The sequence below is a fragment of the Streptococcus sp. HMSC062H02 genome, assembly GCF_001813005.1.
Classification (GTDB): domain Bacteria; phylum Bacillota; class Bacilli; order Lactobacillales; family Streptococcaceae; genus Streptococcus; species Streptococcus oralis_S.
Genome location: NZ_KV811132.1, coordinates 105,833 through 117,932, shown reverse-complemented (window position 1 = coordinate 117,932; position 12,100 = coordinate 105,833). Strand labels below are relative to the sequence as shown.

Annotated in this window: 16 protein-coding genes; 6 read left to right on the top strand and 10 right to left on the bottom strand. The window is 41.6% G+C overall.

What is annotated here, in order from left to right; translation table 11 throughout:
* Nucleotides 1-20 precede the first annotated feature (20 nt).
* The 6 genes from HMPREF2885_RS08005 to nusB all read left to right on the top strand — a co-directional run bounded on the left by HMPREF2885_RS08005 (nt 21) and on the right by nusB (nt 4,075).
* Nucleotides 21-416, top strand: a complete 396-nt coding sequence (locus HMPREF2885_RS08005) for a hypothetical protein (RefSeq protein ID WP_001031998.1) — start codon at nt 21-23, stop codon at nt 414-416.
* A gap of 99 nt (nt 417-515) precedes the next feature.
* Nucleotides 516-1,472 carry a zinc-ribbon domain-containing transport protein gene (locus HMPREF2885_RS08000; RefSeq protein WP_000715068.1) on the top strand — a complete coding sequence of 319 codons (957 nt, stop codon included), beginning with the start codon at nt 516-518 and terminating at the stop codon, nt 1,470-1,472.
* Between the two features lie 8 nt (nt 1,473-1,480).
* Nucleotides 1,481-2,608, top strand: a complete 1,128-nt coding sequence (locus HMPREF2885_RS07995; protein ID WP_000505819.1) for an SPFH domain-containing protein — start codon at nt 1,481-1,483, stop codon at nt 2,606-2,608.
* Between the two features lie 80 nt (nt 2,609-2,688).
* Entirely contained in the window at nt 2,689-3,249 is a 561-nt protein-coding gene (gene efp, locus HMPREF2885_RS07990) for an elongation factor P (RefSeq protein ID WP_000568640.1), read from the top strand.
* Between the two features lie 21 nt (nt 3,250-3,270).
* The gene (locus tag HMPREF2885_RS07985) at nt 3,271-3,660 is read left to right on the top strand and encodes an Asp23/Gls24 family envelope stress response protein (RefSeq protein ID WP_070657727.1); all 390 of its coding nucleotides are present in this window, start codon (nt 3,271-3,273) and stop codon (nt 3,658-3,660) included.
* The gene (gene nusB / locus HMPREF2885_RS07980) at nt 3,653-4,075 is read left to right on the top strand and encodes a transcription antitermination factor NusB (RefSeq protein WP_000203661.1); all 423 of its coding nucleotides are present in this window, start codon (nt 3,653-3,655) and stop codon (nt 4,073-4,075) included. The genes HMPREF2885_RS07985 and nusB overlap by 8 nt, the downstream gene beginning before the upstream one ends.
* A gap of 49 nt (nt 4,076-4,124) precedes the next feature.
* Here the strand turns inward: nusB and HMPREF2885_RS07975 are convergent, their stop codons facing one another.
* The 10 genes from HMPREF2885_RS07975 to fabG form a co-directional block, all read right to left on the bottom strand.
* Nucleotides 4,125-4,850 carry a CPBP family intramembrane glutamic endopeptidase gene (locus HMPREF2885_RS07975; protein ID WP_070657726.1) on the bottom strand — a complete coding sequence of 242 codons (726 nt, stop codon included), beginning with the start codon at nt 4,848-4,850 and terminating at the stop codon, nt 4,125-4,127.
* Between the two features lie 26 nt (nt 4,851-4,876).
* Nucleotides 4,877-5,059 (bottom strand): hypothetical protein, encoded by a 183-nt coding sequence (locus HMPREF2885_RS10100; protein WP_070657793.1) that lies wholly within the window; start codon nt 5,057-5,059, stop codon nt 4,877-4,879.
* A 220-nt stretch (nt 5,060-5,279) separates the two neighbouring features.
* Nucleotides 5,280-5,981, bottom strand: coding sequence for a CPBP family intramembrane glutamic endopeptidase (locus HMPREF2885_RS07965; RefSeq protein WP_070657724.1), 702 nt, complete (start codon nt 5,979-5,981; stop codon nt 5,280-5,282).
* Between the two features lie 149 nt (nt 5,982-6,130).
* Complete coding sequence (locus tag HMPREF2885_RS07960; protein WP_070657723.1) at nt 6,131-6,898, bottom strand: acetyl-CoA carboxylase carboxyl transferase subunit alpha; 768 nt, start codon at nt 6,896-6,898, stop codon at nt 6,131-6,133.
* Nucleotides 6,895-7,761 carry an acetyl-CoA carboxylase, carboxyltransferase subunit beta gene (accD, locus tag HMPREF2885_RS07955; protein WP_001173379.1) on the bottom strand — a complete coding sequence of 289 codons (867 nt, stop codon included), beginning with the start codon at nt 7,759-7,761 and terminating at the stop codon, nt 6,895-6,897. The genes HMPREF2885_RS07960 and accD overlap by 4 nt, the downstream gene beginning before the upstream one ends.
* Before the next feature lie 35 nt (nt 7,762-7,796).
* On the bottom strand, nt 7,797-9,164 hold the full coding sequence (gene accC / locus HMPREF2885_RS07950; RefSeq protein WP_000488663.1) for an acetyl-CoA carboxylase biotin carboxylase subunit: 1,368 nt from the start codon (nt 9,162-9,164) through the stop codon (nt 7,797-7,799).
* 11 nt (nt 9,165-9,175) lie between these two features.
* Entirely contained in the window at nt 9,176-9,598 is a 423-nt protein-coding gene (gene fabZ, locus HMPREF2885_RS07945; protein WP_000565515.1) for a 3-hydroxyacyl-ACP dehydratase FabZ, read from the bottom strand.
* On the bottom strand, nt 9,595-10,083 hold the full coding sequence (gene accB, locus HMPREF2885_RS07940; RefSeq protein WP_001052309.1) for an acetyl-CoA carboxylase biotin carboxyl carrier protein: 489 nt from the start codon (nt 10,081-10,083) through the stop codon (nt 9,595-9,597). Before accB ends, fabZ begins: the two co-directional genes overlap by 4 nt.
* 2 nt (nt 10,084-10,085) lie before the next feature.
* Nucleotides 10,086-11,321: a beta-ketoacyl-ACP synthase II gene (gene fabF / locus HMPREF2885_RS07935; protein WP_000774044.1), complete on the bottom strand. Its 1,236-nt coding sequence runs from the start codon at nt 11,319-11,321 to the stop codon at nt 10,086-10,088.
* 28 nt (nt 11,322-11,349) lie between these two features.
* Nucleotides 11,350-12,081 (bottom strand): 3-oxoacyl-[acyl-carrier-protein] reductase, encoded by a 732-nt coding sequence (gene fabG / locus HMPREF2885_RS07930; RefSeq protein WP_049501103.1) that lies wholly within the window; start codon nt 12,079-12,081, stop codon nt 11,350-11,352.
* Nucleotides 12,082-12,100: the final 19 nt, after the last annotated feature.

Below are 12,100 nucleotides of genomic sequence, written 5' to 3'. Positions count from 1 at the left end.
GAATGAGACAAGGAGAATAAATGAACAAATTTTTACGATTGCTATTTGTCTTAGTCATCATCGCTATGTTAGGCGCTTCTATACTACAAATTTTCTTTCCATCGTACATGGGAAGCCACTCCGGGTACGGAATATCTGCTGGTTGGCAACGAGAAATTGGAATATGGAATTTAGCTGTATTGATTATTATTCTCGCTATCAATATTAAATACGATTGGTTCTATCTACGAATCGCACTTCTTGCTCTCATTATTGGCGGAATTGGAATAGGAACAAATCACTTACTCAATTATATGGAGTATCACTCTCCTGTAAATGCTATCGGTGCTTTTGAAAATTACTTGCTAGCAATAGGATGGATTGTGGGATGGCTCATCGAACGCCATTCCATAAAGAAGCTAAATGCTAGTAAATAACGCCTAGTATATATCAGATTATTTTTAAAGGTTATTAAATAGTTTAATAATCATTCGAATTCAGAATTCTACCTTTTCAATCATATAGTTAGGGGACACATGAAAAAGTTTTACGCTCTTTTAATGACCTGTTTATTACTTGTTTTTCTATCCGTGCCTCAAATCGTTGATGCGGGTGTCGGACATTCCAGAAGTGGAGGGAGCAGCCGCAGTAGCTCCAGAAGTAGTAGCCGCTCAAGTGGAGGTGGAAGTCGTTCTGGTGGCTCATCCTACCACTACTACCGCTCTGGATATGGATCATCCTCTGACAGTTCTGCTAGCTCTCCCTATCTAGGATTTATGTTCATATTAGTCGGAGGAATCATACTAGTTGTTATCGTCAAATCCTTGCAGAATAAGTCTGGAGATTCGAGTTCAACCTACACTAGTAATGATTCTCAAACGCTCCATCGTCGAGTTGAACATAACACACTGGCCATTAGTCGTGTGAAATATGGGGATCCAAACTTTGACGCGGAAGCCTTCACATCTTGGGTTAAGGAAGTCTACCTTAAATTGCAGGTTGCCTGGACTGAGAAAAATTGGAACTCTGTCCGCGCTTTGGAAAGTACCAGTCTCTACTCTCAACACAGTACCCAACTTGAGGACCATATTCGAGCTAAAACAACCAATGTTTTAGAGAAAGTTTGTATCGAAAATGTTCGCATCAAGAAGTTCATTGAAAATCCTGACGGAAACGACACCTTAGTGGTGATCCTGTCATCTACCTTGCGTGACTATGTCATTGACGATGAGACTCGCCGTGTTCTTGAAGGAGACCCTAAAAAAGATCTCTTCACCGTGTATCAATTGAACTTTATCCGTCAACACGGTAGCCAAACGCAAGCAGTCAATCCAGACGAAGTTGTGAGCGACCACTGTCCAAACTGTGGCGCCCCATTGAAAATCTCTGCAGTTAGCGAGTGCGACTACTGTGGTGCCAATCTCTCTCGCAGTCCAAACCAATGGGTACTCGATACCTATGATGTTGTGGATGAAGACGAGCTTTATAATTAGGAGGAATTATGGGATTTATACGTGCAGCCTTATCAGCAGGCTTAAATAGTTTTAATGATAGTAAATTCAAGGAAGCCATTGTCCTTCCAGATAATGTCTCTGGCGACGCCTTGGCCGTCAAAGGTCAATTACTCACAAAAGACCCAGATGGACGTTCTCGTCACAGCAATCAAAATACTGGACTTTTGTCAGATGGCAGTGTGGTTATCGTTCCTCAAGGTTATACCGCTGTTTTGGTAAACAACGGTACCTTCCTTGGTGAAGTCCTCGAAGCTGGTAGCCACGAATGGCAAGCTGGTGATAACGCCTGGCTCCTTGAAAAAGGTGGTTTAAAAGGCACTTGGGAAAACTTTAAAAACCGTTTCTCTTTCGGTGGACAAGTCATCACCCAACAGGAAATTATCTTTATCCGCATGCAACCCATCGCAGGTAATAAGTTCGGCACACAAAACGCGGTCGAATACTTCAGCGAACGTTACCAACAACTGCTTAACATCCGTTTCTATGGCTTGTTTGATGTAAAAATAGCAGACCCAGTCCTCTTCTACGTAAGTTCTGTTAGCCGTCAAATTACTGACGGACAGCCATTTACTCTCCAAGATGTAGCTCAAGGAACGCTCCGTCAAAATATCGCACCAAAAATCGCGATTGCCATTGCCAAATATACCAACGAAAACAAGGTTGATATCTATAGCCTCAATGCCAACCAAGACACCTTTAACGAACTCGCTAAACAAGAGGTCAACAAGGTTTGGACAGGTCTCTACGGGATTGAAGCAACCAACATCTTGCTTGAGGACCTCAGCTACGACCAAGAAAGTCTTGATATCGTTCGCAAGCTTGATAGCGAGCTGGTGGCAATGAAGTACAACACGATTGAAATCGAAGAACGCCGTGCTCGCAACGAAGCGCTTATTGCTGCAGCTGCAAACGAAGGGAATGGCAATGGGATGAACATGTTTATGGGCATGAATCTTGGCCAAACTCTCGGTGGTCAACTAAGCCAACAAGTTCAAAATCAAGCACCGGCTCAAAACACTGGGCAAACTGCCAGCAAGAATTTTTACATCGAAGTCGATGGAAAATACGTTCTCGTTACTAAAGACGAAGATGGAAATATCGTACCAGTCAACTAATTAAGCTCCTTCTGACATTTGAGTAATGTTGTCTTTTATGGTACAATAAAGAGTAAATTATTTATTAAAGAGGTAAAAACATGATTGAAGCAAGTAAATTAAAGGCTGGTATGACCTTTGAAACAGCTGACGGAAAATTGATCCGCGTTTTGGAAGCTAGCCACCACAAACCAGGTAAAGGAAACACAATCATGCGTATGAAATTACGTGATGTCCGTACTGGTTCTACATTTGACACAAGCTACCGTCCAGAGGAAAAATTTGAACAAGCTATCATCGAGACTGTCCCAGCTCAATACTTGTACAAAATGGATGACACAGCCTACTTCATGAATACAGAAACTTACGACCAATACGAAATCCCTGTAGTCAACGTTGAAAACGAATTGCTTTACATCCTTGAAAACTCAGATGTGAAGATCCAATTCTACGGAACTGAAGTGATTGGTGTCACCGTTCCTACTACTGTTGAATTGACAGTTGCAGAAACTCAACCATCTATCAAAGGTGCTACTGTTACAGGTTCTGGTAAACCAGCAACGATGGAAACTGGACTTGTCGTAAACGTTCCAGACTTCATCGAAGCAGGACAAAAACTCGTTATCAACACTGCTGAAGGAACTTACGTTTCTCGTGCCTAATCTCTAGAAAGAGGTCATTCTATGGGAATTGAAGAACAACTTGGCGAAATCGTTATCGCCCCACGTGTACTTGAAAAAATCATTGCTATTGCTACTGCAAAAGTAAAGGGTGTTCACTCTTTTTCAAACAAATCAGTATCTGACACCCTTTCAAAGCTTTCTCTCGGCCGTGGTGTTTATCTAAAAAACGTGGACGAAGAACTCACAGCATATATCTATCTCTACCTTGAGTACGGAGTAAAAGTTCCTAAGGTAGCGGTTGCGATCCAGAAAGCTGTTAAAGATGCAGTCCGCAATATGGCTGATGTTGAACTCGCTGCTATCAATATCCACGTTGCAGGTATCGTTCCAGATAAAACACCAAAACCAGAATTGAAAGATCTATTTGACGAGGACTTCCTCAATGACTAGTCCACTATTAGAATCTAGACGCCAACTCCGTAAATGCGCTTTTCAAGCTCTTATGAGCCTTGAATTCGGTACGGACGTCGAAACTGCTTGTCGTTTCGCCTATACTCATGATCGTGAAGATACGGATGTGCAACTTCCAGCCTTTTTGACAGAGCTAGTTTCTGGTGTTCAAGCTAAAAAGGAAGAACTAGACAATCAAATCACTCAGCATTTAAAAGCAGGTTGGACCATCGAGCGTTTAACTCTCGTGGAGAGAAACCTCCTTCGCTTGGGAGTCTTTGAAATCACTTCATTTGACACCCCACAGCTGGTTGCGGTTAATGAAGCTATCGAGCTTGCAAAGGACTTCTCAGATCAAAAATCTGCCCGTTTTATCAACGGACTGCTCAGCCAGTTTGTAACAGAAGAACAGTAAATAGAAAAAGTGTTTGACAATTATCAAACACTTTTTTCTTTGCCTACCACTATCTAAAAAAATGATAATAGACATAATTATAAACAAAAATCCAGATGGGTTTTGCATAAATGAGAAAGTTGAAAAAACTATGGCACAGGATGGTAATTTTTAGGTTCTTTGTCCAACGGTAGACAAGGGCATAGAAGAGACCGCCTAAACTATAAATAATCAAACTGATAGGATCTCGGTGAGTTAGGATTAAATGACTAAGTCCAAAGATAAGAGCAGATAGGATAACATCCAGATAGTACTTGGACTGGGGAAAGAAGGTATTCATAAAGTACCCTCTATGAATCAGTTCCTCTAATATAGGTCCGACGACTACTGTTAAACTAAAACTGAGAACAGTTGATAGAAAAGTTGGTTGCCCATTGGAGTATAGAATCGAAAGAAGGTCTTGAAAGATATACTTGTTATCAATTAGGTGATGAAACTGTAACTGAAAAGCATCCACCAATTGACGATCAAAATAAGTAGCCACTAGACCAACTACAAGGTAAAAGAATCTTGACTTCTTTGAACCCTTTTTTTCAAAAATATCGAACATCTCTTTCTTTTTGAGCCAGTAGATAAATAATAGCAAAAGAGCTATTACTTCAACTGTTAAAAAGATAGAATAGCCATCTATTCCCCATCCTAAAAACTTAGTTAGATGCATAATCCCTAACTCTGGTAGATAAACCGATAGAAATACCAGAAATATATATACCCCTAAATGCCCTAATTTTTTCATACTTACCCCTTTAAATTATTAGAATATTAAGGTATAATTCCGTTACCATAACCAGTCATTCTAGTACGTATTGTACTCGAATCAGTTGCAATGCTGTAAGCATAAGGCCAACTCCAATAATAATCATCAACCAACCAAATCATGCCACCACCTGAAACTTGTTCTAAGTCCTCCATTGAAAGAACTGTGAATGTTTCTGTACCTGTCATATCAAGTAGCTCCTTAAAATAAATTTTTGTAAGCTTACATCTACAGTATACATCTTTTTTGTCTATTTTATAGTCCATCTCCTCAACTGTCAATTTTTCACCCTAAATGGTAGCTTTACTCATTGAGAAATAAGAAATTGATAAAAGAGATTTCTCTATCTTCCCATTAAATTAGAAAAAGTGTTTGACAAATATCAAACACTTTTTTCTTTGTCTCCTACTATCTAAAAATCAAATAATAGATATAGAATAAGATCGACGGAGCATAGGGAATTGCATTATAGAAACTATGACAAACAATGGTAAACCGAAGACTACCCGTAACTCGATAAACAACTGCAAATAGAAGACCAAGAATACTATAAATGATGAGACTGATGGGATCACGATGGGATAGAACCAAGTGACTGAGCCCAAAGATGAAAGAAGACAAGATCACATCCAAATAAAACTCCGACTTCGGAAAGAAGGTATTCATAAAATAACCTCTATAGATTGTCTCCTCAACAACAGGTACAATAGAAATGTTAAAGATTAAAAATATAAGACTTGATAGAGTCGTTTCTCTTCCGTTTGAGTAAAGTTCCGAAAGAAGGTCTTGGAAAATAAAGCTATGGTCAATCAATCGAATATTCTGCATTCTAAATCCATTTAAAAAAGAATAGATAAGAAAACAAGCCACTAAGAAAGCGAGATAAGACCAGCGCCAACTCTTTTTCTCGAAGATAAAGAGCATCTTCTTCTTTTTCAACCACAAAACGAATAAAAAGAAAATAAGCAACACTTCTCCAACTAGGAAGATTATATAGCTGTCCATTCCTAAACCGAAGGTCCTAGCTAGAGTTATAGCTCCTAATGGCGTTAAATAAATGTACAGGAACATTAAAACCATACAGATTCCTAAATGTATTGTCTTTTTCATTCTTTCGCTCTCCTAATGATAAACTCTCTATTAGGGCAATATAGAGGATATACTATTGATTGTTTTTTTTATTTATCTAGAGTATTCATGTTTATCCATGCTCTATTATCAAAATAGCTAGAACAAAATGTTCTAGCTTTTAAATTTTCTTAGTATTTTCTAAAGCGTTGGTAACGTTCTTCGATAAGTTGTTCGAGTGGTAGTTCTTGCAACCTATCTAGTTCTGCACGCAATTCATTTTTAACGCAACCTAGCAGTTCCTTACTGGAGAGACCTGCTTCTGAGATTACCTTGTCTACGATTCCCATTTCTAGAAGTTCGTGAGAAGTGATTTTCATCAACTCCGCCGCTTCCATAGCACGACTTCCATCCTTCCAAAGGATAGAGGCAAATCCTTCCGGGCTAAGTACGGCGTAGATTGAGTTTTCTAACATCCAGACACGGTTAGCTACGGCTAGAGCTAGGGCCCCACCAGATCCTCCTTCACCGATAATAATCGCGATGATTGGAACCTTGAGGTCACTCATTTCCATCAGGTTTCGGGCAATTGCTTCACCTTGTCCACGTTCCTCAGCTCCAACACCTGGGTAAGCACCCGCCGTATTGATAAAAGTCACAACTGGACGGCCAAACTTTTCTGCTTGTTTCATCAGGCGAAGAGCCTTACGATAGCCTTCTGGATGAGGTTGCCCGAAATTCCGTTTGAGGTTGTCATGAAGACTTTTTCCCTTTTGGATACCAAGGACAGTTACTGCTTGGTCACCTAACCAGCCAATTCCACCGATAACAGCACCATCATCACGGAAAGAGCGATCTCCATGCAATTCGATAAACTCATCAAAGATTCCATTGGCAAAATCAAGTGCAGTCAAGCGACTCTGCTCGCGTGCCTCTCTGACTATTTTTGCAATATTCATCCGCGACTTCCTCCATGCAATCTTACTAATTTAGCAATTGTTTCAGGCAATTCTCTCCGTTTGACAATTGCATCAACAAAACCATGTTCAAGCAAAAATTCTGCCTTTTGGAAGTCATCCGGCAAGGTCTCACGAACTGTATTTTCGATAACACGACGCCCAGCAAAACCAACTAAACTTTGGGGTTCCGCTAGGATAATATCACCTTCCATAGCAAAAGAAGCGGTCACTCCACCTGTTGTCGGATCGGTTAAAATAGTGAGGTAAAAAAGTCCTGCCTTGGAATGACGTTGAACTGCCGCAGAAATTTTAGCCATCTGCATCAGGCTCATGATTCCTTCTTGCATACGGGCTCCACCAGAAGCTGTGAAGAGAACGACTGGCAAGTTTTCTACCGTTGCATACTCAAACAAGCGCGTGATTTTTTCACCCACAACGGTTCCCATAGAAGCCATGATAAAGTTTGAATCCATGATCCCAAGGGCAACTTTTTGTCCCTTGATGCTAGCTGTACCAGTTAGTACGGCTTCATCCAAACCTGTCTTTTCACGCATAGTAGCCAGTTTTTTCTGGTAGCCAGGAAAGTTTAATGGATCTTGAGTTTCAATACCTGTAAACATCTCCACAAAGCTACCAGAATCAATCGTCAAATCCAAGCGTTCCTGAGCTGAAATACGGAAAGTATAGCTACAATGGGGACAAATTCGTTCGCTCCCAAGATCCTTTTGGTAAATGGTGTGTTTACAACCAGGACACTGGGAAAAGAGTTCATCCGGAACCTCAGGCTTGGCTTGTGGTTTCTGCCTTACGGAACGGTTAGGATTGATCCGAATATACTTATCCTTTTTACTAAATAGAGCCATAACTCCCCCTTTTAGTTCTCATACTGTTTGAAAGTCTATTCTTTTTCTTGGTATTTTGGCAAGAAAGTTTCCATCAAGAAGGAAGTATCGTAGTCACCAGCGATAACTCGGCGGTCTGAAATCAGATCCAACTGGAAGTCTGCATTGGTTTGCACTCCTTCAATATCAAGTTCATAAAGTGCCCGTTGCATCTTCATAAGAGCATCAAAGCGATTCTCCCCATGAACAATGATTTTGGCAATCATACTATCATAGTAAGGGGGAATGGTATAACCTGGATAAACTGCTGAATCCACGCGCAAGCCAACTCCACCACTTGGTAGATAGAGATTGGTAATTTTCCCTGGGCTTGGAGCAAAGTTAAATGCTGGATTTTCCGCATTGATCCGGCACTCGATAGCGTGACCTCGTAGGACAATATCTTCTTGTTTGAAAGGTAAAGGTTGCCCGGCAGCAATGCGAATCTGTTCCTTCACAATATCAACACCTGAAACAAACTCTGTGACTGGATGTTCAACTTGCACTCGAGTATTCATTTCCATGAAGTAGAAATTGCCACTCGCTTCATCGAGTAGAAATTCAATCGTCCCTGCATTTTCATAGCCTACAGACTCTGCTGCACGAACGGCTGCAGCACCAATTTCATGACGAAGGGTTTTGCCAATCGCAATGGATGGGCTTTCTTCTAAGACCTTTTGGTTATTCCGTTGGAGTGAACAATCCCGTTCACCAAGATGGACAACATGACCCTCTTGGTCCGCAAGAATCTGAACTTCGATATGGCGAGCTGGATAAATCACACGCTCAAGATACATAGCGCCATTTCCAAAATTGGCCTTGGCTTCACTGGATGCTGTTTCAAAGGCTGCGACCAAGTCTTCTGCCTTTTCAACCTTACGAATTCCCTTTCCACCACCACCTGCCGATGCCTTAAGCATGACTGGATAGCCAATTTTTTCTGCAACTGCAAGGGCCTCTTCAGCCGTGTGAACTTCACCATCAGATCCTGGGATAACTGGAACCCCAGCCTTGATCATTTGCTCACGCGCATTGATCTTATCTCCCATGGTATCCATTACAGCGCCAGAAGGGCCAATAAACTTAATCCCCACTTCATCACACATAGTGGCAAACTTGGAGTTTTCGCTAAGAAAACCAAAGCCTGGATGGATGGCTTCTGCTTCTGTCAAGACCGCAGCAGACAAAATTGCATTGATATTGAGATAAGACTCTGTTGCCTTACCAGGTCCGATACAGATAGCTTCATCCGCTAGGAGTGTGTGAAGAGCTTCCTTATCAGCAGTTGAATAAACTGCCACGGTTGCAATGCCCAATTCACGCGCAGCTCGAATAATGCGAACCGCAATCTCACCACGGTTGGCAATCAAAATTTTACGAAACATGGAGATCCTCCTTAGTTTCCAATTGCAAAGGTAAGAGTACCACTCGCTGCAAGCTTACCATCTACTTCAGCCTTTGCTTCAACCACGGCAATCGTACCACGACGTTTGACAAAAGTAGCCGTCATGACTAATTGATCACCTGGTACAACTTGCTTCTTGAACTTAACCTTGTCCATGCCAGCATAGAAGACCAGTTTCCCTTTATTTTCAGGTTTGGACAATTCCAAGACACCAGCAGTCTGAGCCAAGGCCTCCATGATAAGAACACCTGGCATGACTGGGTATTGAGGAAAATGACCATTAAAGAAAGGTTCGTTGATGGTGACATTTTTAATGGCAACAATGGTATCCTCGCTCACTTCCAAGACACGATCCACTAGGAGCATGGGGTAGCGATGGGGTAGAGCTTCTTTGATTCCTTGAATATCGATCATTTGATGCGTACCAATCCTTTACCGAACTCAACCATTTCTTCATTTGAAACGAGAATTTCTGTCACCACACCATCCTTAGGTGCAGGGATTTCATTCATGACTTTCATGGCTTCAATGATCACCAAAGTCTGACCTTTTTTAACACTGTCTCCAACTGTGACAAAGGCAGGTTTATCTGGTCCAGCGGCCAAGTAAGCCACCCCTACAAGTGGGCTCTCAACGACATCACCCTCCGGAGCAACCGTCGTTTCAGCTGGTGCTGGAGCTTCTTCCACTGCACTCTCTACTGGAGTTGAAGGGGCCGAAACTACTGGACTAGGAGCCACTGCAGCTGGCGCTGGAGCAACTTGAGCTGGTGCTTCAGAAACCATTCTTGCTTCATTCTTACTGAACTGCAATTCGTCCGTTCCATTTTTATAAGAAAATTCTCTCAAACTTGATTGGTCAAATTGAGCCATCAAGTCCTTGATCTCATTTAAATTCATAATTATTTATTCTCCCAACGTTTGAAAGCAAGAACCGCATTGTGTCCACCAAAACCAAAAGTGTTTGAAATAGCATAAGGGATTTCTTGCTCCAATCCTTGTCCATAAACGACATTCGCTTCGATATAGTCTGACAACTCACTTGTTCCAGCTGTCATTGGTACATAGTTATGACGCATGGCTTCAATGGTAGCGATGGCTTCTACTGCCCCTGCAGCACCAAGCAAGTGTCCTGTAAAGGACTTGGTTGAAGATACAGGTACTTCTTTACCAAGGACAGCTACAATCGCACCACTTTCTCCTTTTTCATTAGCAGGAGTTGAAGTTCCGTGGGCATTGACGTAAGCCACTTGCTCTGGAGAAATTTCTGCTTCTTCCAAAGCCAACTTCATAGCCTTAATCGCACCTTGACCTTCTGGATGAGGTGAAGTCATATGGTAAGCATCACAGGTATTACCATAACCAACTACTTCAGCCAAGATAGTTGCACCACGTTTTTCAGCATGTTCAAGACTTTCAAGAACCAGCATTCCAGAACCTTCTCCCATGACAAAACCGTTACGGTCTTTGTCAAATGGAATAGAAGCACGAGCTGGATCTTCTGTAGTTGATAGGGCTGTCAAAGCTTGGAATCCAGCAATGGCAAAAGGAGTGATAGATGATTCTGATCCACCAACTAACATGACATCTTGGAAACCAAACTTGATAGAACGGAAGGCATCCCCAATGGCATCGTTTGATGAGGCACAGGCTGTATTGATTGATTTACAGATACCGTTTGCTCCGAAACGCATAGCAACATTTCCTGAAGCCATATTTGGCAAGGCTTTTGGAAGTGTCATTGGTTTAACGCGTTTTGGACCTTTGTCATGAAGACGGATAACCTGATCTTCGATTTCTTTAATTCCCCCAATACCAGAAGCCACGATGACACCAAAGCGATCTTTATCAATTGCTTCTACATCAAGATTTGCATTTGTCACCGCTTCTTGAGCCGCATACAAGGCATACAAAGAATAGTTGTCAAAACGGTTGGTATCTTTTTTGACAAAGTATTTATCAAATGGGAAATCTTGAACTTCTGCTGCATTGTGCACAGCAAATTCGCTGTGGTCAAATTTAGTGATTTCTCCAATTCCAATCTTACCAGTTTGCAAACTGTTCCAAAATTCTTCTGGAGTATTTCCAATCGGAGAGGTCAATCCGTAACCTGTTACTACAACTCGATTTAGTTTCATCTGTCTTACCTATATCTTTCCTTATTTTTTACATGCTAAGTCCGCCATCAACAGCGAGAACTTGTCCAGTTAAATAATCCTGTCCAGCCAGGAACACTGTAGCATCTGCGATATGTTCTGCTTGACCAAACTGTTTCATTGGGATTTGGGCCAATGTCGCTTCCTTGACCTTATCAGACAAAACAGCTGTCATATCTGACTCGATCATTCCTGGTGCAAGAGCATTTACGCGCACATTACGATTGGCAACTTCACGTGCTACTGACTTGGTAAACCCAATCAAACCTGCTTTAGAAGCTGCATAGTTGGCTTGTCCGATATTTCCCATCAAACCGACCACACTGGACATGTTGATGATCGCACCTTCACGTGCCTTGATCATCTGTTTCAAGACTACTTGCGTCATGTTAAAGGCACCTGTCAAGTTGATCTTAATCACTTTTTCAAAGTCTTCCTCGGTCATCTTAAGCATGAGAGTATCCTGAGTAATCCCAGCATTGTTGACCAAGACATCAACAGAACCGAGTTCTGTAACCGCTTGATCTACCATACGCTTGGCATCTGCAAAGTCTGAAACATCACCTGAAATCGGTACTACTTTGACGCCGTAGTTTGAAAACTCAGCCAGCAATTCTTCTGAGATTGCTCCTCGACTATTCAAAACTACATTAGCGCCTAGTTGGGCAAATTTGTGAGCAATGGCAAGTCCGATACCACGACTTGAACCTGTTACAAAGACATTTTTGTTTGTAAGTTGCATTCTATTTCTCCTGTTTCCT